The 21,038-nt window shown below is 74.0% G+C and carries 11 protein-coding genes; 6 read left to right on the top strand and 5 right to left on the bottom strand.

The annotated features are described in order from the left end of the window. Nucleotides 1-530 precede the first annotated feature (530 nt). From ACFYWM_RS30285 to ACFYWM_RS30270, 4 genes are all read left to right on the top strand, one after another. The gene (locus ACFYWM_RS30285) at nt 531-2,180 is read left to right on the top strand and encodes an alpha/beta hydrolase (RefSeq protein WP_389920387.1); all 1,650 of its coding nucleotides are present in this window, start codon (nt 531-533) and stop codon (nt 2,178-2,180) included. A 160-nt stretch (nt 2,181-2,340) separates the two neighbouring features. After that, nucleotides 2,341-3,186, top strand: a complete 846-nt coding sequence (gene pyrF / locus ACFYWM_RS30280; RefSeq protein WP_389920384.1) for an orotidine-5'-phosphate decarboxylase — start codon at nt 2,341-2,343, stop codon at nt 3,184-3,186. Beyond that, entirely contained in the window at nt 3,180-4,187 is a 1,008-nt protein-coding gene (locus ACFYWM_RS30275) for a 3-deoxy-7-phosphoheptulonate synthase (RefSeq protein ID WP_389920382.1), read from the top strand. Before pyrF ends, ACFYWM_RS30275 begins: the two co-directional genes overlap by 7 nt. Continuing rightward, nucleotides 4,184-4,966: a thioesterase II family protein gene (locus tag ACFYWM_RS30270; RefSeq protein ID WP_389920380.1), complete on the top strand. Its 783-nt coding sequence runs from the start codon at nt 4,184-4,186 to the stop codon at nt 4,964-4,966. Before ACFYWM_RS30275 ends, ACFYWM_RS30270 begins: the two co-directional genes overlap by 4 nt. Before the next feature lie 157 nt (nt 4,967-5,123). On the opposite strand, the gene ACFYWM_RS30265 is transcribed toward ACFYWM_RS30270, so the two are convergent. Both ACFYWM_RS30265 and ACFYWM_RS30260 read right to left on the bottom strand, forming a co-directional pair. Further along, a complete protein-coding gene (locus ACFYWM_RS30265) occupies nt 5,124-6,281 on the bottom strand; it encodes a winged helix DNA-binding domain-containing protein (RefSeq protein WP_389920378.1) in 1,158 nt (385 codons plus the stop codon). A gap of 11 nt (nt 6,282-6,292) precedes the next feature. Further along, entirely contained in the window at nt 6,293-7,504 is a 1,212-nt protein-coding gene (locus ACFYWM_RS30260; protein WP_389920375.1) for a cytochrome P450, read from the bottom strand. 310 nt (nt 7,505-7,814) lie between these two features. Here ACFYWM_RS30260 and ACFYWM_RS30255 point away from each other — a divergent pair, with 310 nt between their 5' ends. Continuing rightward, nucleotides 7,815-10,358, top strand: coding sequence for a S9 family peptidase (locus tag ACFYWM_RS30255; protein WP_389920372.1), 2,544 nt, complete (start codon nt 7,815-7,817; stop codon nt 10,356-10,358). Beyond that, complete coding sequence (locus tag ACFYWM_RS30250) at nt 10,355-13,777, top strand: amino acid adenylation domain-containing protein (protein ID WP_389920370.1); 3,423 nt, start codon at nt 10,355-10,357, stop codon at nt 13,775-13,777. Before ACFYWM_RS30255 ends, ACFYWM_RS30250 begins: the two co-directional genes overlap by 4 nt. Nucleotides 13,778-13,877: 100 nt before the next feature. On the opposite strand, the gene ACFYWM_RS30245 is transcribed toward ACFYWM_RS30250, so the two are convergent. The 3 genes from ACFYWM_RS30245 to ACFYWM_RS30235 form a co-directional block, all read right to left on the bottom strand. Continuing rightward, on the bottom strand, nt 13,878-16,370 hold the full coding sequence (locus ACFYWM_RS30245) for an NACHT and WD repeat domain-containing protein (RefSeq protein WP_389920367.1): 2,493 nt from the start codon (nt 16,368-16,370) through the stop codon (nt 13,878-13,880). Between the two features lie 552 nt (nt 16,371-16,922). Then, nucleotides 16,923-18,134 carry an acyltransferase family protein gene (locus ACFYWM_RS30240; protein WP_389920364.1) on the bottom strand — a complete coding sequence of 404 codons (1,212 nt, stop codon included), beginning with the start codon at nt 18,132-18,134 and terminating at the stop codon, nt 16,923-16,925. Beyond that, the gene (locus ACFYWM_RS30235) at nt 18,131-21,037 is read right to left on the bottom strand and encodes a condensation domain-containing protein (protein WP_389920361.1); all 2,907 of its coding nucleotides are present in this window, start codon (nt 21,035-21,037) and stop codon (nt 18,131-18,133) included. Before ACFYWM_RS30235 ends, ACFYWM_RS30240 begins: the two co-directional genes overlap by 4 nt. Nucleotide 21,038: the final 1 nt, after the last annotated feature.

Raw genomic sequence — 21,038 nt, 5'->3', positions numbered from 1 at the left:
ACCATATCGATTGATGACGCCGCACTCGTTATACGACATACGCGCAAATCTCACCGAGACCAACCGGCCTCCCACCAGGGAGGACATCCGGTTTCATCGAAGACGGTGACCTCCAATCATCAATATCCGCTTATATATTGAAATTATTTTTCAATTCGGGTGTACCGCCCGTCGGGCGATGGGAAAAGCGCCGTCCGGCGGCCACGGGCCCGGGTACCGCGAGGCGCTCCCACGCCCCGACCCCCGGCGGCTCATCACGGGCGGCACGGTCGTGTCCGCTTCCGTCGAAGGTCACCCGTCAAGCGCTACGAAAGCGGCCTGCAACTTGAAATGCCTACAAAGGTAGATAGAAGCGGAAGGATCTTCATTTTCTTACCCGAAGTTCTTTCCTGCCATCCGGTGATCCCCTACTCCACCCGCAGGTGGGGCGGACCGATCAGGACCGACCCAAAGGAGAGAACATGAACGGCGACAGGCCGATGAGAACGGTGAGGACAGGCGGTGCCCGGCGTCGGTGGGCAGGGGCCGCGGTGACACTGGCCACCGTGGCGGCCCTGGTGAGCCTCGGGGCCGGCCCCGCCTCGGCCGGCGCGCGGAACGGCGCGACGAACACCTCCGGCACCCGGGCCCTCGCCGCGGCCCCCGGCCTCACCTCCGACGCCACGTCCGGCCCCACGTCCGGCGTCACGTCCGGCGTCACGTCCGGCCCCACGTCCGGCGTCACGTCCGGCCCCACGTCCGGCCCCACGTCCGGCGTCACGTCCGGCGTCAAGGCCCTCGCCGCGCCCCCCGGCCCGGCGGCCGACGCCCGTTTGGAACGTTTCATCAAGAAGGCGCCCAAGTGGCGGCGCTGCGGCCTGTTCAGGTGCGCGACCCTCACGGTGCCCGTCGACTACGCCCACCCCGACAACGGCAGGACCTTCACCCTCCCCCTCATCAAGGCCCCGGCGAGCAAGCCCGACCAGCGGATCGGGACGCTCGTCGCCGCGGCCGGAGGACCCGGCCAGTCCGGCACCTGGATGGTCCGCACCTTCCACGAGGGCTGGCCCGCGCAGATCCGCGAGCGCTTCGACGTCGTCGGCTTCGACCCCCGCGGGGTGGGCGGCAGCAAGCCCGCCATCGACTGCGGCCTGCGGGCGGGCGACAAACCCATCGGGAAGCCCCGCGCCGACCTGCCGCTGGTCGGCGAGGTCGCGCCGTACTACCGGCTCATCGTCCAGGCCTGCGCCCGGGGCACCGGCAAGGACGTGCTGCCCCACGTCGGCACCGCCAACGTCGTCACCGACCTGGAACTGCTGCGCGCCGCGCTGCGCCAGGACAAGATCAACTTCCTCGGTTACTCGTACGGCACGAACATCGGCCAGCGCTACGCCGACCGCTTCCCGCACCGCGTCCGCGCCATGGTGCTCGACGGCATCGACACCGCGCACCTGGACTGGGCCACCGACTCCCTCCACGGCGCGAGCGCCCACGCCGCGGCGCTGCGCTCCTTCGCCCGCGCGTGCGCCCGCGACCCCCGGATGGCCTGCCCCGCCACCAGCGCGAAGGGCGTCCTCACCGCCATCGACAAGGTGATCGCGCGGGCGAGGACCAAGCCCCTGCGCGGGGGCAGGTACGACCTCGACGCCGACACCGTCCGGGCGGTGATCGGCGGCACCCTCATCGACCCCTCCTCCTGGCGGGCGCTGTCCACCGCGCTGGGGGCGGCGGCCGACGGTGACGGAACCCCGCTCGCGGACCTGCGGGTCCAGCTCGCCGCTCCCTCGGTGTCGCTGCCCGTCGACGAGGTGACGAGCGTGGTCAACTGCCTCGACCGGCCCCACTCCAGGAACCTGCGTGACTACGAACGGCTCGCCGGGCAGATCCGCCGTGTCGACCGCCTCTCCGAGGGCACCAACCTGACCTGCGCCTTCCTGCCCTCACCCGCGGTCGCCCCCACGCCCGCCCGCGCCAGGGGCGCCGGGCCCATCGTGCTGATCAGCCACACCCGGGACGCGCGCACGCCGTACCGCTGGGCCAGGGAGGTCGCCGGGAACATGCCCTCGGCCGTGCTGCTGACCTACGACGCCGACGGGCACACCGTCTACGCCACCGGCCTCTCCTCCTGCGTCGACGACACCGTCACCCGCTATCTCGTCGACCTGACCCCGCCCAGGAAGGGCGCGCGCTGCGGTCCGTGAGCGCTCCCGTCCGGCCCGGTGAGGAATGAATCATTCCTCACCGGGCCGGACGCCTTTACGATGTAGATCAATAAATGGCGGGGCGGAGATTTTAACCGACGGAGCCCGCCCGCGAGCGGGCCCGGCGGCGGCCCCCGGCGCGGGCGTGTGCAATGGGTCCATGGCTGCCCTACCGATGTGGACCGACCTGCTCCGGACCCGAACCGCCCTCTGCCTGGGGATCGCCCCCTCCCCCAAGTGGCTGCGGGCGTGGGAGATGGACGACGACGTGGACGGGGCCCGGCGGATGTGCGCGGCGGTGCTGGAGGCCGCGGGCGAGCGGGTGTCCGTCTACCGGATCCAGGTGCCGTTCTTCACCCGCTTCGGCGCCGCGGGCACCGCCCTGCTGCGCGAGGTCGTCGACGGCGTGCACGAGCGGGGCTCGCTCGCCGTGCTGGACGCGAAGGTGTGCGACGCCGACGACACGATGGACTCCTACGCCGACCTCTACCTGGGCCCCGGCAGCGTGCTGGGCGGGGACGCGGTGACGGCGAACCCGTTCATGGGTTTCGCCGCCCTCGACCCGCTGCTGCGCCGGGCCCGTGACAGCGGGACGCTCGTCATGGTGCTCGTACGCACCTCCAACCACGCGGCCGGCGGGGTGCAGGGCGCGGTGACCGGCTCGCGCACCGTCGCGCAGCGCACCGCCGACGAGGTGCGGGAGTGGAACGACGAGCACGGCGTGGCGGCCGCGGCCGTCGTCGGGGCCGGCCGTGAGGAGGCCCTCGACCTGGTGGCCCGCATGCCGTCGGCCGTCGTGGAGCTCCCCGGCCTCGGCCGCGCCGGGCGCGACACCGGCGACCTCGTCGCCGTCGCCGCCAAGGCCCCCGGGCGGGCCGTCCTGCCGGTCACCACCGGGGTGCTGCGGCACGGCCCGGACGTCGCCGCGCTGGGCGCGAGCATCGCGGCCTGGCGGGAGGAGATCGGCACGGGGGTCCCGGCGGTCCCGGCGGTCCCGGCGTGCTGATCGAGCTTCGGCCCGGCACCTCCCCCGAGGCCGCCGCGGAGGTGGCGACGCTGGCCGGGGAGCACGAGGACGTCACCGCCTGGCCGGTCGAGCTGGCCGGGAGGGTGTTCGTCGTGGTGAGCGGCGACGAGTCCCTCGCCCGCGTACCCTCCTCGCCCGCCGTGCTCGCCCTGCGCCCGACCCCCGACGGCCACTGGCTGGTACGGCGGGAGAGCGGCGTGGCGCCCCGCGAGGTGGCGATCGGCGACGGGATCGTCGGGGGACCCCGGCTGTGGTGGGCGGCGGGGCCGTGCGCGCTGGAGTCGGCCGGGGACGCGGTCGAGACGGCCCTCGCGGTCAGGGCGCAGGGGGCGCACGCCCTGCGGGCCGGGCTGTCCAAGACGCGCAGCAGCCCCTACCACTTCCCCGGCAAGGGCGCGCGGGGCCTGGAGGCGCTCGCGGAGGTCAGGCGGGCGGCCGCCATCCCGGTGATCACCGAGGTGTGCGACCCGCGCGAGGTGGAGGCGTTCGCCGAGGTGGCCGACTGCCTGCAGGTGGACGGGCGGCAGCTGGACAACCGCCCGCTCCTGGCCGAGCTCGGCGCGCAGCCCAGGCCGGTGCTGCTGATGCGGGGGCCCCGGGCGAGCCTGGACGACTGGCTGCGGGCGGCGGAGTTCGTCCTCACCCGGGGCAACACCGCCGTGGTGCTCTGCGCGGGCGCCTCGGGGACGCCGCCGCAGCCCGGGTTCGGGGCGATCGCCGCGCTGCGGGCCCGTACCGGCCTGCCGGTGGTCTTCGACCCCAGCCACAGCACCCGCTCGGCCTCGCTGGTCGCCCCCGCCTCGCTGGCGGCCGCGGCGTACGGCGCGGACGGGCTGCTCATCGAGTCGTGCCGCAGGCCCGAGAGGATGTACCGGCCGGGCGACGCGGCGCACATGTTCCCTCCCGAGTCCCTGGCGGACCTGGTCGCCGCCTGCGAGCGGGCCCGGGACTCCGCACGAGCCCTGGCGGTCCCGCTATGACTGTTGCCACTTCCCCCTCCACCACCCCCTCCGTGACCCCCGCGAGCTGGCTGGTGCCGCTGCACCGGCCGGAACGGCCCCGCGCGCGGCTGGTCTGCGTACCCAACGCGGGAGGCGGCGCGACGACGTTCCGCGGCTGGGCCGACCTGCTCCCCGGCGACGTGGAGCTGTGGGCGGTGCGCTCGCCGGGCCGGGAGACCCGCATCTCGGAGAGGCCGCCGCACAAGTTGTCGATGATCGTCGATCCGGTGGTCGACGGGCTGTCGCGCCTGGACCCGCTGCCGTTCGCGCTGTTCGGGCACAGCATGGGCGCGCTGGTGTCGTTCACGGTGACGCGGCGGCTGCGCTCGCGCGGGCTGCCGGGCCCGGGGCGGCTGTTCGTGTCGGGCTGGAACGCCCCTCAGGTCCGCGACGGCATGCCGCGCCTCGGGCAGCTCGGCGACGAGGACCTGATGCGGGTGCTGCACCGGCTGGACGGCATCCCGCCGGAGGTGATCGGCAACGAGGAGCTGATGAGCCTCATCATGCCGGTGCTGCGGGCCGACCTGAACGCGGCGGAGTCGTACGTCCACCGGGACGAGCCCCCGCTGGCCTGCCCGATCTCGGTGTTCGGCGGGAACGGGGACCCGACCACGACGGCGGCCGGGCTGGGCGCGTGGAGCGCGCAGACGGGGTCGGCGTTCCGGCTGCGCCTGCTGCCCGGCGGGCACTTCTTCATCCACACCCAGCGCCGGACGGTGCTGCGCGCGATCCGGGAGGACCTCGGCACCTGCCGGTGAGAGACGGCGGGACTCGGCCGAGGGGGTGGTGAGGTCCCGCCGGTGATACCTGGCCCGGAGCGGTGAGGTCCGGGGGTCCTTCCCCCGAAGGAACTCCCCTGGACGTCGAAGGAACCCCCTGGACGTGCCCACCGCTCGACGACGGGTGCGCGGGGGCTCAGCGCTTCTTGCCGGTAAGTTTGCCGGTGGACAGGGTGGCCTCGGCGCCGTAGAAGCGGCCGACGCGCTCGACCTCCTTCTCCAGCTCCCTGGTCTGGCCGGAGTCGAGCTTCACGAAGGACTCCAGCTTGATCTCGACCTTGCCGCCCTTCTCCTTGCGCTCCCACATGCCGGAGACGACCCCGTCGACCAGCATGATCTGGTGGGCGACCGCGCCCTCGTACCTGCCCCGGCCGTGCTCGAAGACGCGCGCGGCGGTGTCCTTGGGCACGACGACCTCCTTGGGACCGCTGCCCAGGACGTAGGCCTCGTACTGCGGCAGCAGCCGCACGCAGCTCGGGTCGGACGGCCAGCGGCCCTCGTCGGCGGCGAGGACGTACGCCTTGCGGCCCTCGACCTCGACCTGGGTCACCTCGTCGCCGAGCGACTCCAGCGTCTCGCGCGCCTCGGGCGGCCTGAGCGCGAACCAGCGGGCCAGGTCCTGGTGGGTGGCGGGGCCGTACGCGCGCAGGTAGCGGCGCACGATCTCCATCGCCGACTCCTCGGGGTCGGGCTGGTCCTTGACCTCGGTCTTCAGCCCCGCCCACCGGTCGGGCCTGACGTAGGTGACCTTGGCGCCCCGTACCGGCCCGAAGCAGAGCACCCCGAGATAGGCGACGGGACGCAGCAGCTCGCCCCAGTTGGAGGCGAGCTTGTCCTTGGCCCACGCGCCGACGTGCCCGGAGACCTCACTGGCCAGCTCCTCGCGGGTGAGGCACTCGCCGTCCAGGGCCTCGCGGACCGCGTCGACGAACGCCTCGCCCTGCTTGGCGGTGAGCCCGTGGTGGGCGTGCCAGCTGCCCTTGGCGCGCCAGTAGGGCTTCCAGCGCATCGCCGCCATCCACAGGGCCAGCTCGTCGGCGGCGTGCACGTGCAGGGTGCCGCGCAGGCTGTACGTCTTGACGAGGCGCTTCTTGTCGTACAGCTCGGCGCGGACCTGCTCCTGCGTGGCGCCCTTCACCCGTGACCCGATGGCCAGCTCGGCCGCGGCGGCGACCTGCGACTGCACCCCGCACACGTCGCGCACGGGTTTGCGCAGGTCGCCGGAGACGGGTTTCACGAGATGGTGGCGGGCCAGCCGCCGCGCGTGGACCTGATCCCAGGTGAGTGAGTTCATGGTCGACGCTTCTACCCCATGGGATGGAGCCGAACCTGGACGTGCTTGACCCCGTTGATGACGGGAGAGCGCAGATAGTCGGGCGGCCCGAGCAGCTCCGCCCCCGACACCGAGCTCGTGAGCTCGTCCAGGAAGACGGTGAGCTCCAGCTCCGCGAGGGCGGCCCCCAGGCAGAAGTGCGGCCCGGAACCGAACGCGACGTGCCCGCTGCGCGAGCTGCGCGGGCGCCCGACGTCGAACACGTCGGGGGAGTCGAACACGCGCTCGTCGCGGTTGGCGGAGGTGTGCCAGATGACGACGTCCTGGCCCGGGTGGATGGTCTTGCCGTGCAGCTCGGTCTCGCGGGCCGCGCGGCGCAGCACGTGGCGGCTGGGCGAGGTCCAGCGCAGCAGCTCGCCCACCGCGTTGGGCAGCAGCTCGGGCTCCTTGCGCAACCGGTCCCACTGGTCGGGGTGCTCCATGAAGGCGAGCAGCCCGCCGACGGCGGCGTGCCGGGTGGTCTCGTTGCCGCCGAGCATCAGCACGTCGAAGAAGAGCAGGCACTCCTCCTCGCTCAGCACCCCGTCGTCCTGGGCGCGGGCGAGCAGGCTGACGATGTCGTCTCCGGGCGACTTCCGGCGCTTCTCCACCAGGCCCTGGCAGTACAGCAGGAGCTGGCCGTGCGCCTGGGCGGCGTTGGCGCGCACGTCGGAGGTCATCTGGTACTCGCTGTCGTGCGAGCCGAACGCCGTGGAGGTGAGCCTGAGCATCAGGTCCCAGTCCTGGCGCGGCACGTCCAGCAGCGCGGAGATGCCCGCGACGGGCAGGGCCGCCACGACGGTGGCGAAGTCGCACTCCCGGCGCTCCAGCGCGTCGGCGAACACGTCCTTCACGACCGAGCGCAGGTACGGCTCCAGGGCGGCGATCGCCCGGGGGGTGAAGCACTTGTTGACCAGCTTGCGCAGCTCGGTGTGGCGGGGCGGGTCCGTCGTGTTGATCATCTTGCCGGATCCCTGGTCGCCGGTGTTGCGGTGCGGGCCGAGGGTGTTGGTCTGGTTGGAACTGAAGGTCTGGGGGTCCTTCTGGACGTTCACGCAGTCCTCGTACCGGGTGACCGACCAGAAGCCGGGCTCCTTGCCGTCGGGGTTCCAGTAGAGCGGGTCGTTGTCTCGCAGGTGGCGGAAGACCTCGTGGGGTCTGTCGCCGACGTGCAGATCGGCGTCGGCCAGATCGACATCAGTCATTTGGAACTTCCCATTCCTTGGATTCCTCGGATTCCTCGAAGAGTTCTCCCGGCGGAGGTCATCTCGCCGGCGGGATGACCCGATCACCGGCGGGCCCGATCACCGGAGAGACGGACCCCGCCGCCGGAGAGACGGTTCTCGTCAAACCTCGCACCATCGCGATCGCCGTCTTCATTACCGCACCGATTGTCGTCCCGGCCGCCATCCTGATTGCTGTCCCATTTAGGGCGAGGGCGGGATTATAGGCCGCTCTCCGGAGGGCCGTACGGGCGTTTTCTCGCGTTTCCGGTGACATGGTTATCGTCCTCCCATGGTGTTACGTGTCAAGCTCTTCCTGTCCCTGTTCACGGCCGCCGCCCTGGTGGGAGGCGCCTCACCGCCCGCCTCCCCCTCGGCGGAACGACCAGCCGCAGGGGCCGCGAGGCCGTTCGCGATGCAGGACTTCATGGCCATGAGGAAACTCGGTCAGGTCGTCCCGTCCCCCGACGGTAAATCGGTCGCGGCGGTCGTGAAACGCGGCCCGAGCGAGTCGAGCAGATATGGCGCATCATTTGTCGACGGAAACGAGCGCGCGGACATCTGGATAGCGGACGGCCAGGGCCCGGCCCGCGACGTGACGCACGGCGCGAAGGACGGCACCGGCCACTACAACCCGGTGTGGTCGCCCGACGGGCGCATGCTGGCCTTCGCCTCCACCCGGGGCGGCGACGACGTGTTCCTGCACGTGTGGGACCGCGAGACGGGCGAGACCCGCAAGCTGACCCCGCGCGGGGTGCAGACGATGACGAACGCCTCCGGCTACCTGATCCAGTGGCTGGACGCGCGCCGGGTGATCGCCCCGATGGTGAACGCGGGCCGGTGGACGCTGGAGTACGGGCAGTGGCTGGAGGCCCAGCGCGTCGCCCCGAAGGCGTGGGCCAAGGTCGAGAAGGGCAAGGAGACCACCGCCGCGGTGCTCGACAGTTCCGCGACCCAGGGCCAGGACGAGCTGGACGAGGAGATCGTCGTCGTCGACGCCGTCACCGGGAGGATCACCTCGGCGGGCCCGGCCCGCACCTACACGGCCGGCAACCTGGTGGCCGACCCGACCGGGCGCAACATCGCCCGCGTGGACGACCTCGGCCCCACCCCGGCGGTCGCCGGGAAGCTCAAGCGCATCATGGAGCGGCGCACCCGGCTGGCGATCGCCTCCGCCTCCGGCGGGCGGCCGCGCGTGGTGAGCGACGTGCCGAGCCCCTCGGTCACCGTGCAGCCCCGCTGGGCCGCCGACGGCTCCCGGCTGCTGGTCGTCGGCAAGACGACCCCCGAGACGCCCGACCCGTTCACCGCGTACCTCGTCCCCGCCGCCGGAGGGAAGGCCGCGCCGCTCGCCGCCGACCGGCTGGTGGCGACCGGCCTGCTGTGGGGCGCGGGCACCCCGCTGGTACGCGGGATGAAGGTCGCCGATGCCGCGAATCCGGCGGCCCGCCAGGACTGGTGGGCGTTCGACCCCGCCGACCCGGCCGCCGCGCCGCGCGACCTCACCTCACGGTTCGAGGTCCCGCCGCTGGAGCTGGTGCCGGTGCCCGGCGGCGTGCTGGGCGTGGCCGACGGGCGCGCCTGGCTGATCGACCCGCGCACCGGGCAGGCGCGCGACCTGAAGGCCACCGGCGCCGCCCCGCTGGCGGAGCTGGCCTGGCCGCTGGACGACGGCGTGCGGCGCAACGGCGTGCGGCCCACCGACCGGGGCGGGGCCGAACCGGCCAACCCCCGGCTCGACCGCGACTTCCCGGTGGTGCTGGCGCGCGACCTCAAGGGCGGCCTGTACGAGCTGGCGCCCGGTGCCTCGCCCGTGCTGACCCCGCTCCCGCTGCCCCACCCCGAGGCGGGCGTCGCCGGGTACTCCCCCGCGAACCGCACCGCGGTCTTCGGCGCGGGCGGCGACCGGGGCACCGCGCTGTGGACCTCCCACGCCGGGCGCCACACCCAGCGGCTGTCGCTGAACGGCCACCTCGCCCAGGTGACCCCGCCGAAGCGCGAGCTCGTCACCTACAAGGGCGCGGGCGGGGAGAAGCTGACCGGCGCGCTGCTGCTGCCGCCGGACCACCGCGAGGGCCAGCGCCACCCGCTCGTGGTCAACGTGTACGGCACCCGGATCGTCTCCACGCTGGAGGACGTGCCGGAGTTCCAGGTGAACAACCCGAGCTACCTGACCCTGCAGTTCCTCGCGGCCCGCGGCTACGCCGTGCTCGTCCCCTCCATCCCCCGCCCCGAGGGCAAGGCCGCGGCCGAGCCGATGACCTGGCCCACCAAGCCGATCATGAACGCGGTGGACGCCGCGATCGACGCGGGCGTGGCCGACCCGAAGCGGCTCGCGGTGCTGGGACACTCCTTCGGCTCCTACAACGTGCACAGCCTCGTGACGCAGACCGACCGGTTCAAGGCGGCGATCGCGATCTCCGGCTTCTCCGACGTGATCAGCAGCTACGGCGTGTTCGACGCCCGCTTCCGCTACTCGTCGCGCGCCCAGGAGTGGTTCGCGCCCGCCTACATCGAGGACCCGGCGTTCGAGTTCGGGCTGGGCAAGCCGCCGTGGGAGGACCCGCAGAAGTACGTGCGCAACAGCCCGCTCCTGCACGCGGGCAAGATCAAGACTCCGGTGCTCATGCTGCACGGCGAGCGTGACTACCTGACCCACACCGGCTCGGAGGAGATGTACACCGCGCTGGCCAGGCAGGGCAAGAAGGTGCGGCTGGTCAGCTACTGGGGCGAGGCGCACATGCCGTACTCGATGATCTCCCCCGCGAACTTCCAGAGCATGATCGAGCAGGAGCTGGAGTGGCTCCGCCTGAACCTGCCCGGAGGCAACCCGTGAGACTCTTCTCGCCCGCCCAGGAACGGGCCTGGCTGGAACACCGGATCCGCGGCGACGCCGTACCGGACGGGATCTCCCTGCGGTTGCGGCTGACCGGCCCCCTCGACGAGAAGGCGCTGGGCTCGGCGCTCGGCGACCTGACCGCGCGGCACGAGGTGCTGCGCTGGGCCCTGCCCACCCGGGGCGACGGCCCCCGCCCGGTGGTCTCGGCCGGGGCGCCGCCCGTGCCCCGGGCGGTTCCGGTCGAGCCGGAGAAGCTCGGCGCGGCGCTGGCCGAGGTGGAGGGCCGTCCGTTCGACCCGGTGACGGGGCCGCTGACACGCGTCTCCCTGCTGGAGCTCGGCCCCCAGGAGCGCGTGCTGGTGCTGCGCATGCACCCGTGCGTCGCGGACGAGGGCTCGGTCGCCGTGCTCGCCGCCGACCTGGCCGAGCTGTACCGGGCCCGTGCCGAGGACGACTCCCCGCGCCTGCCCGGCACGCCCCGCGTACCCTCCACCGACAACCTGCCCCACCTGGACGCGACGGCCCCCGGCATCCCGGCGTCGTCGTCCCCCGACGCCGGCCGGGACGGGTCGCCCGGTGCCTTCACCTCGGCCCCGGGCACCGGCCCCGGGGTGACGGGCGACGGCAGGCGGGAGTTCTGGCGGGAGGCGCTGCGGGACGTGCCGCCGCTGGAGCCGGCCACCGACCGCCCCCGCCCCGGGCGCCGCTCCGGCGCGGGCGGGGCGCACCGCTTCGAGGTGACCGTGCCGCCCGAGCTGGGCGCCCCCTCCCTCGCGGTGCTCGCCGCGTTCGCCGTCCTGCTGTCGCGCTGCTCGGGCCAGGAGCGCTTCACGATCGGCGCGCGCGCCCCCGGCCGCGTCTCGGCGCTGCTGGGCGGGGAGCCGAACGCCCTCGCCGGGACGGCCGGGCCGCTGGACGACATCGTCCCCTTGCCCGTCGACCTGTCCGGCGACCCGGACCTCGCCGCGTTCTCCGCCCGTCTGGAGCGGGTCGCGAGCGACGCCTGGCGGTACCGGCTGCCGCTGCAGGACCTGGCCTCCGCCGTCGCCCCGCCCCGCGACCCCAGCCGGGGCGCGCTGTTCGACGTGACGTACGGCGTCGTCCCCCGCCCCGCCGCGCACGAGGCGGCGGGGCTGCGCCTGGAACCACTCGGCGAGGAGGAGCCGGTCGCCCGGCGGACGGCCTGCGACCTGGACCTGCGCCTCACCACGGGAGCGACAGGAGCGACGGACGGAACCGGGACCGGGACCGGGGAGGGCGACGGGGGCGGGACCGGGGAGGGCGACGGGGGCGGCGAACGGCTGTGGGCGACCCTGACCTACGCCACCGACGTCTTCGACCACGCCACGATCGAGCTGATGGCCGCCCGCCTGACCCGGCTGCTCGGCGAGATGGCCCGCTCCCCCGGGCGGCCGGTGCTCGACCTGCCGCTCGACGACCGCTCGGGCCCGATCGCGGGCCCGCCCCCGGCGGTGGACCTGGACTCCCCGGGCTCCACCCTGGCCGCCCTGATCGCCGCCCAGGCCGGGCGCACCCCCGACGCGACGGCCGTGGACGGCGACGACGAACGGCTCACCTACCGCGAGCTGGACGAGCGCGCCAGGGAGCTGGCCGGATGGCTGGCCGCCGAGGGGGTGGGCCCCGGCAGCGTGGCCGCGATCTGCCTGCCGCGCTCGGCCCGCCTGGTCACGGTCGTGACCGGGGTGCTGTACGCGGGCGGCGCGTTCCTGGCGCTCGACCCGTCGCAACCGGCTCCCAGGCTGGAGTACCTGCTGTCCGACGCGGCGGCGGCCGTCCTGCTGAGCACCGGGGAGATCCTCGCCGGCCTGCCGGAGGGCGGGGGACGCCGTCTCGACCTCGACCGCCGCGACTCCCCTTCCCGCTCCCCCTCCCCCGACCGGCGCACCCCGCACCTCCCCTCCCCTTCCCCCGACCGGCTCGACCCCGGCCCGCCCGACCGGCTCGACCCCGCGAACGCGACCCCGCCCGGCCCCGCCGGGCCCCACGACCTCGCGTACATGATCTACACCTCGGGCTCGACCGGCCTGCCCAAGGGGGTGCTGCTGGAGCACTCCGGCGCGTGCAACCTGGTCATGGCCCTCGCCCCCGAGCTGGGCATCGGCCCCGGGGTGCGGCTGCTCCAGTTCGCGCCGCCGACCTTCGACGCCTGGGTGTGGGAGGTGTTCACCACGCTGGTCTCCGGCGGCACCCTGTGCGTGCCGGAGGCCGGGAACATCCTCGTCGGCCGGGCGCTGAGCAGGTGTCTGTCGGAGCGCGAGGTGAACGCCGTGCTGCTGCCCCCCTCGGTGATCGCGACGCTGCCCGGCGACGACCCGCTGCCCGGCCTGCGGGTGCTGGTGACCGGCGGCGAGGCGTGCACCCCCGAGCTGGTCGAACGGTGGGGCACCGGCCGGCGCATGGTCAACGCCTACGGGCCGACCGAGGCGACCGTCATCGCGACCCTGGCCGACTGCTCGCCCGGCGAGGGCGTACCGCCGATCGGGCTGCCCATGGCGGGGGCGTACGCGCTGGTGCTGGACGCCGCCGGGCGCGTCGCGCCGTGGGGGGTGCCCGGCGAGCTGCACGTGGGCGGCGCGGGCGTGGCCCGCGGCTACCACCGGCGGCCCGCGCTGACCGCCGAGCGGTTCGTCCCCCTCGCCGGACCGCCGCCCACCCCACCGGACACGCCGTCACCGCACAGATCCTCGCCCTCCTCACCGGGCGGGCCGTCGTCACCCCCGACCCCGGGCGGACGGCTCTACCGGACCGGTGACCTGGTACGGCAACGCCCCGACGGCCGCCTCGACTTCATCGGCCGGGTGGACCACCAGGTCAAGCATCGCGGCTACCGGATCGAGCTGGGCGAGATCGAGCAGACGTTGCGGGCCTGTCCCGGTGTGGACGACGCGGCGGTGGCACTGGAGGACGAGCAGCTGGTGGCCTACGTGGCCGCCTCCGCCCCCTCGGCGCCCCCCGCGTCCACCTCGCCCCCGGCCTCCGCTTCGGGATCCGTCCCCTCCCCCGTGACGGCGAAGGACGCCAGGGCGTGGACGGCCGGGCGGCTGCCCGGCTACATGGTGCCGGGCACCGTGCACGTGCTGGACGAGCTACCGCTCACCACCGCGGGCAAGATCGACCGCCGCCGGCTCGCCGCCTCGGCCGCCCGCGCGGGGAGCCGGTCGGACGAGCCGCGCGACCGGCTGGAGCTGGAGGTGCTGGAGGCCTTCCGGCGGGTGCTGGACGAGCCGCGGATGGGCCCGCACGACGCCTTCTTCGAGTCGGGGGGCGACTCCCGGCTCGCGGTGACGCTGCTCGGCCGCCTCCGTGGCGGCCTGCGCAGGCCGGTGGCGGCCCGGCTGCTCTGGGAACGCCCCACCGCCGCGGGCCTCGCCTCGGCCCTGCGCGAACTCGGGTAGGCCGACGCCGCACGTCCCGGCCGCGACCCGTACTCCCGGGGGTTCGACACACCGGGAGACGGGCCGTCCGTGAGCGGACCCGTTCGCCGGACGTACGCGATCACCTGGCGCAGATCTCCCGGAAGGGCTCCTCCGGTGGAAGGTATCGTCGCCATTCCTGCCGGGTGAGCGTACGGCCGGCGACGGCGCAGACGGCCTGGAACGGCTGCGACGGCATGGCCACCTCCCACAACCTGGCGCCGTCATAGCCGGTGCTGGCCAGGGTCCTGCCGTCCGGGCCGAACGCCACCGCGGAGACGGGACCGGTGTGGCCCCTGAGCGGGTCGCCGATCGGACGCCGAGTGGCCACGTCCCACAAACGAACGGTCCCATCGTCACCCGCGCTGGCCACAACCCTGCCGTCCGGACCGAACACCACCGCGGAGACAGGACCGGTGTGGCCCCTGAGCGGGTCGCCGATCGGACGCCGAGTGGCCACGTCCCACAGACGAACGGTCCCATCGTCACCCGCACTGGCCACAACCCTGCCGTCCGGACCGAACACCACCCCACCCACGGGACCGGTGTGACCGTTCAGGACCGCCTGGACCGAGGTGGCCAGGGTCGTGAGCATGCCGTACCGGGCCTCGGCGGTGTGATCGTAGCTCCAGGCGGTGGCGGCCAGCAGCCCCGACGTGACCGGGTCTGTGACGCCGAGCACCTCACCTTGCGTGGCCAGCGCCAGTGAGAGGGCCCGTCTACGCTGGTCGTCGGCTCTGGCCTGCTGGCTCCTGGCCGTGCCGGCGGCGTCGACGGCGAGCACCGCCGCGGCCGAGGCGATCACCGCGAGGACGGCCAGGGCGGCGACGGCCGAGCGGGCGAGACGGCGGCGCCTGGCCGCGGTCCGTGCGGCGTGCTCGGCGGCCTGGACGCACGCGCTCAGGAAGTCGCCGGCCAGGGCGGGCAGCGGCGGGTACCGCTGTGGATCGGCCTGCCAGCGGGCGCGGGCCTGGAGCAGGGCGGCCAGGCGGCCGCCCCCGTAGAGGAAGGAAGGGTCACGGCCGTTACGCGACCAGTCGGTGGCGTCCGCGCGCAATTGCCCGTACAGGATCTGGTCGTCCCGGTCGGCCTGGAGCCAGCCGGCCAGGCGCGGCCAGGCCGTGAGCAGCATGTCGTGGGCCGGCTCGACGCCGTCGCCGTCGGCGACCATGAGACGCTGTCCGGTGAAGGCCTCCACCACGGCGTCCAGGTCACGAACCTCGTCGGGCGTGCGGCCGGCGCGCAGTTCGTCGCGGGCCACCCGGCGCCGCGCGATCTGGCCGTCGGAAGTGACGACGGTCAGGTAAGTGAAGGTCTGCCGGGCCAGGGCCCGCTGGGCGTCGGTGAGCTGGGTGTAGGCGGCCTCGGCGCTGGCCTGCACCGCGTGCGTGACACCGCCGGCGGCACCGTAGCCGCGGCTGGTCAGCCGGTCCTCCTCGCGGTGCTCCCACGTCAGCAGCATCGCCTGCGACAACAGCGGCAGGACTCCCGCCCACGGGCCCGGTCCGGCGGAGGCCGCGCCCGCGCCCGCCCGGCGGCCGGAGGCGGTGAGGGCGCGCAGGTCACCGAGGACCACGTCGCTCAGCCCGTCCTCGATGCCGAGGCCAACGCGCCCGGCCGGACCGGTGATCGCCCGGCGCAGTTCGGCCTCGCCCATCGGGGCCAGGGTGAACGGCCCGGCTCGCAGCGCCTCGACCAGCTGCGGAAAAGCCGCGCAACGGTCCCAGAAATCTCCCCGCACCCCGATGACGACGAGCGCGGCCGGTTGCCCGGCCGGACCCGTGGGGGTCTCGGCCGCGGCTCGCAGCGCGGAGAGGAAGGCCTCCACCTCGGCGGCCCTCTCCGCGCCGGGATCCCCGTCACCCTCCCGCCCGTCCTCGGGGCCGCCCGTGTCCATGCCGGCCGACGCCAGGGTGAAGATCTCCTCGAACTGGTCGACGACCAGCAGCAGCCGCTCCTGCCCGGTGCCGCCCGGGGCGGGGTGCGGTTCGGTCCGCGCCAGAACGGCCTGGCGGAACACGGGCGGAGCCTGGTCCGGGCGCGCGGCCAGCCGCTCCCGGGTCGTCAGCGGGTCCGCGCCCGACATCGCGGCCAGACGCACCGCCAGCTCGGCCAGCGGGTCGGCGGTGGGAGTCATCACCAGGTGGGGCCAGCGTGCGCTACCCGGCACCCTGGACAGCAGCCCTCCGGCCAGGTACGGCAGCAGCCCGGCGCGCAGGAGCGAGGACTTGCCCGACCCGGACGGGCCGGTGACCACCAGCATGCCCGGCCCGGCCAGCCGGTCCGCCAGCGCGCCGGCCAGTTCGGCGGTGACCCGCTCGCGACCGTAGAACACCTCCGCGTCGGCCTCGCCGAACGGCGCCAGCCCGCGATACGGGCTGCCGCCCGCCCACGCCCGCGAAGCCCGGGAAGGGGCCGGATGCTGGTGGTGGTGGTACTCGACCGTGCCGGCGACAGGGCCGTGGAAGACACTGTCGCGGAACTCCACGTGGTCCCCGGCGTAGTGGCGCCCCGCGATGGGAGTGCCGGCGTCGTCGTCAGGTGGATCGACGTCACCGGGGTCAGGCCGGTTCATCGCCGTCCTGGCCGGTACGGTCGTCGCGCACGCTCTTACCGGTGACCGGGCCGTGGAAGACGCCGTCACGGAACTCGATGTGGTCCCCGCCATAGCGGCGCCCCGCCTCGGGCCGGACCTCGGACCGGGTTTCGGTCCCCGTCTCGGGTCTGGTTTCGGGCCGTGTCTTGGGCCTGGTCTCGGGTCTGGTCTCAGGTCTGGCCTCGGGCCGTGTCTTGGGCCTGGTCTCGGGCCCTACCTCGGGTCTGGTCTCGGGTCTGGCCTCAGGCCCTGTCTCGGGCTTCGCCCGCTCCGCACCGGTGCCCGGCTCCCCCTGCGCGGACGGCCTGTCCCGTGTCGCGTCCGGGCTCTCTCCCCGGGTCCCCGCCGAGAGCCTCGGAGCCTCCGGCGGACTCTCGAGGGCGGGGCGTCGGAAGGGCACCGGTCGCAATCGCAATCGCAATCGCGGTCACGGTCGCAGTCGCGGTCACGGCGTGGCGTGGCGTGGCTTCCGCCGCGACCACCCCGGGGACCGTCATGGCCCCGGGGTCGGCCACGTGAGTTCGGCACCCGTCACATGGAGGGTTCCGCGCCCGGTGCCGGGGTGGCGGCCTTGGGCTCGCGGCGCAGCAGGGCCCGCAGCCTCTTCTCGATCGGGTACTCGTACAGCCGGTACAGCCCCCACGACAGCAGCACGCTGACGACCAGGCCCGCCACCGCGTACGGCAGGTGCGCCCAGGTGGGCTGCGGGAAGTCGTAGAGCGACTGCCGCCCGAACGCGTGCTTGGCGATGGGGAAGAGCACCAGGAAGTGGATCAGGTAGAAGGCGTAGGACCACTGGCCAAGCGCCACCAGCGGGCGGGAGCTCAGCAGGCTGCGCCGCCCGGCCAGGTCGTTGGTCGCCGCCGCCGCGATGAGCAGCGCGAACACCACGATGCTGCCCCGGTTGGCGGTCTCGGCCAGCGCGGTCTGCCACACGCCGGACCAGGACCACGCCCACAGCAGCGCGAAGTAGCCGACCGTGATCGCGGTCGCCGCGCGCAGTCCCATCGGGCAGCGCCAGCCCCGGCGCACCGCGGCGGCGATCACGATGCCCAGCACGAACTCGCTGACCCGGGAGATCGGCGAGTGGGTGGCGAAGTAGTACAGGTCGGAGGTGAACCAGTTCTCCCCGGTGAGCTGCGGGTTGGCCAGCCAGAGCCACACGCGCGTGCCGATGCTGATCGCGATGAGCGCCGCGGCGATCATCACCATCTGGCGCAGCGTGCGCCGCACGATCGGGCGCACCACGAACGGGAAGACCGCGTAGAAGAACGCCTCGCACGACAGCGACCAGGAGACGGTGTGCGGCACGGTGTCGGCCTGGAACGACGACGGGAACCACGCCTGCACCATGAGCAGCGTGGCGACCGTCCACCACACCAGCGCCGTGCCGCCCTCGGTGGGCCAGAGCTGGCCGCCGACGAGCAGCGCGACCGCCGCGACGGTGGTGATGAGCAGCGACGGCCAGATCCTGGCGAAGCGGCGCCAGTAGAACTTCGGCGCGGTGTCCCTGTCGAAGAACGTCCAGGTGAGGACGTAGCCGGACAGGACGAAGAAGAACGTCACCCCGGCGGTGCCGAGGACGAACAGCTCGTTGAGGTAGGGCAGGGGCAGCAGGATCGCGACGTGGCTGAAGAACACCCCGAACGCGGCGAACCACCGCAGCCCGGTCAGTGACTCCAGCCGCGTCCTGGGCGGGCCCTCGATGGTGCCCGGTGGCGGGCCGGCGGCTACCGATGTCATGACGCCGCCTCCTTTCCGGTGGGGTTTCCGGTGAGGCCGGCCTGCTCGCGTCGCTCGTCGACGAGCGCCGCCTGCTCGCGGACGGTCGCGTGGCGCAGCAGGTCGGGCAGTTCCACCTCGACGCCGAACGCCACCTCGTAGCGCAGGCTCAGCCGGGCCAGGGTGAGCGAGTGGCCGCCGAGGTCGAGGAAGCCGTCGGAGGCGCCGATCTCCTCCACGCCGAGCAGCTCGCGCCAGATCCCGGCGACGGTCTCCTCGGTGCCGCCCTGGATCGGCACGTGCCCGCCCTCGTCGGCGGGGGCGTCGGGACCGGGCAGCTCCTCGTGGGCGACGCGGCCGTCGGCGGTCCTGGGCAGGGAGTCCAGGACGGTGACGGAGCCGGGCACCTGGTACTCGGGCAGGTGGGCGGTGAGCTCCCCGGGGTCGATCCCCTCCCCCACCACGTACGCGGCGAGCCGGTCGTGGCGCACGTCCACGGCCGCCTCGGCCACGCCGGGGCGTCCGGCCAGGGAGCGGGCCAGCTCGTCGGTGTCCACCCGGAACCCGCCGACGGTGAACATCCGGTCGAAGCGGCCGAGCAGTTCCACCGAGCCGTCGGGGAGGGTACGGCCGCGGTCGCCGGTGGCGGTGCCGTGGACGTGGATCTCGCCGGGCACGCCGGTGGCACCGGTGGCACCGTGGCGCCCGGCCCGGTCGACGACCTCGACCGGCGTGCCGGGCAGGGGTTCGCCGAGGGGGACGCCCCTGCGGGGTTCGGCGAGCGGGTCGACCCGGTGCGCCGAGGCCCAGCTCTCCCCGTACAGGGTCCAGGTGGGGACGGCGGCGGCGAGTTCCCGCGCTAGGCCGGGCGGGGTGGCGGCCGCGTCGCAGAGCGCGGTGAGCGGCCGGTCGGCGGGCAGGCCGTCCCGCAGCAGCAGCCGCCACGCGGCGGGCGGGGCGTGCACGACGGTGGCGCCCGCGACCAGTTCCCTCAGCCGCCCGGCGTCGCGGGCGGCCTCGGGGGGCGCGGTCACCAGGTGCGCGCCGTGCAGGAGTGCGAGCAGCATGGCGCCGGTGAACGCGCCGGACACGGGCGGGGCGAAGGTGAGCACGGTGTCGGCGGCGCCCAGGCCGATCCGCGAGGCCAGGCCGGCGATCGGCGCGGCGGACGTGTTCGCCGTGCTCGCCGTACGGCCGTCGAGGGCGTCCGCCTTGAGGTGGGCGTACCGCCAGACGGCGGGGTCGGGGCTGTCGGCGGCCGGGGGCTCCGCTCCCCTGCGCACGGCGGGCGCGAGGGTCTCGGCCCGCGCGTCGAGCTCGGCGTACGTCAGCGTGACGGCACCCTCCGAGGACGTGCCCGCGGAGAACCCGTGGGCGGTGACGGCGGGTGAGTCGGGAGTGAGCCGCACCCGCTCGGCGAGGACGGCGGCCGCGATCTCGGTGTCGCCGGTCCCCGGTTCCGCGAGCCGGGGGGCGGGGGGAAGGGAGAGGTCGCCGACCGGCCGGTCCGGGTCGCCGCAGGCCCTGGCGACCAGGAGCGCGAACTGCCCGGCGAGGACCTCGACGGTCGCGGGGTCGAACAGGTCGTCGTTGTAGCCCCACAGGCCCGCCATGCCGTCGCCGTCGACGCTGAAGTCCACCATCAGGTCGAAGTGCGAGACCTCGACGTCGGGGACGAACTCCGAGGCCCGCACGCCCGGCAGGTTCAGGAAGACCCCGTCGTTGTCGCGCACCCCGAGCCCGGCCTGGAACAGCGGCGTGTGGCTCTGCGGCCGCTGCGGGTGCAGCTCGCGGACCAGCTCCTCGAAGGGCATCTCCTCGTGGTCGTGTCCCTCGACGGAGGCGTGGCGCACCCGGCGCAGCAGCTCGCGGAAGGTGGGCTCCCCGCGCAGGTCGAGGCGGAGGCAGATGATGTTGATGAAGCACCCGACGAGCGCTTCGAGCTCGGGCCGGATGCGCCCGGCGGCGGGTACGGCGGTGACGATGTCGGCCTGGCCCGCGTAGCGCGACAGCAGCACGCCGTAGGCGGCCAGCAGCACGGTGAACGGGGTGGTGCCCTCCTCCCGCGCCACCGCGCGCACGGCGGCGACCACGTCGCCGGACAGCCGGGAGCGGTGGAAGCGGCCCGCGCGGCGCCGGTGCGGCGGCCGGGGCCGGTCGGAGGGCAGGTCGAGCAGGCGGGGGACGCCGTCCAGGGTCCGCCGCCAGTAGTCGACCAGGCGCGAGCGCACGTCCTCGGTGCGCAGCCGCTCGCGCTGCCAGACGGAGAAGTCGGTGTACTGCAGGTCCAGTTCCGGCAGGCCCGCCGATCCGTCACCTCCGTCACCTCCGTCACCGGCCGCGCCGTACAGGGCCTCGATCTCGCGCCCGACGATGCCGAAGGACGGGTCGTCGAAGACGATGTGGTGGAAGGTGAGCACGAGCACGTGGTCGTCGGGTCCCAGCCGGAGCAGCAGGGCCCGCCAGAGCGGCCCGTGGCGCAGGTCGAACGGGGCCAGGATGTCGTCGGCGGCCATCCGCGCGGCCTCGGCCTCGACATCGAGACCCGCTTCGGGATCGGAGCCCAGGTCCACGGAGCTCAGGTCCACGGAGCGCAGCACGCTCGCGGGCGCGTCGCCGACGCGCTGCACGGGCATGCCGTCGACCTCCTCGACGGTGGAGCGCAGGATCTCGTGGCGCCTGATCACCTCGCACAGCGCCCGGTCGAGGGCCGCGGCGTCGAGGGGGCCGCGCAGCCGCAGGGTGGCGGGCACGTGGTAGAACCCGAAACCCGGATTGAACATCTCGCCGAACCAGATGCGTTCCTGGGTGGAGGAGACCGGCACCCCCGAAGCCGGCACGGGATGTCGCGGGATGCGATCTCGCTCGCGCCGGCGGCGGGCGATCAGGTCGTGCACATTGTCCGCGCTGTTGGCAATAGTCATG

Source organism: Streptosporangium sp. NPDC002721 (assembly GCF_042888905.1).
GTDB lineage: Bacteria > Actinomycetota > Actinomycetes > Streptosporangiales > Streptosporangiaceae > Streptosporangium.
Note: the sequence above shows the minus strand (reverse complement) of the source record. Positions and strands in the feature narration are given on the sequence as shown.

Bases quoted from the DNA above. Each gene is read 5' to 3' on its own strand.
- ACFYWM_RS30260 (WP_389920375.1), bottom strand. From the start codon at position 7,504: ATGACTGATGTCGATCTGGCCGACGCCGATCTGCACGTCGGCGACAGA.
- ACFYWM_RS30245 (WP_389920367.1), bottom strand. From the start codon at position 16,370: ATGAACCGGCCTGACCCCGGTGACGTCGATCCACCTGACGACGACGCC.
- ACFYWM_RS30235 (WP_389920361.1), bottom strand. From the start codon at position 21,037: ATGACTATTGCCAACAGCGCGGACAATGTGCACGACCTGATCGCCCGC.
- ACFYWM_RS30270 (WP_389920380.1), top strand. From the start codon at position 4,184: ATGACTGTTGCCACTTCCCCCTCCACCACCCCCTCCGTGACCCCCGCG.
- ACFYWM_RS30240 (WP_389920364.1), bottom strand. From the start codon at position 18,134: ATGACATCGGTAGCCGCCGGCCCGCCACCGGGCACCATCGAGGGCCCG.
- ACFYWM_RS30265 (WP_389920378.1), bottom strand. From the start codon at position 6,281: ATGAACTCACTCACCTGGGATCAGGTCCACGCGCGGCGGCTGGCCCGC.
- pyrF (WP_389920384.1), top strand. From the start codon at position 2,341: ATGGCTGCCCTACCGATGTGGACCGACCTGCTCCGGACCCGAACCGCC.
- ACFYWM_RS30255 (WP_389920372.1), top strand. From the start codon at position 7,815: ATGGTGTTACGTGTCAAGCTCTTCCTGTCCCTGTTCACGGCCGCCGCC.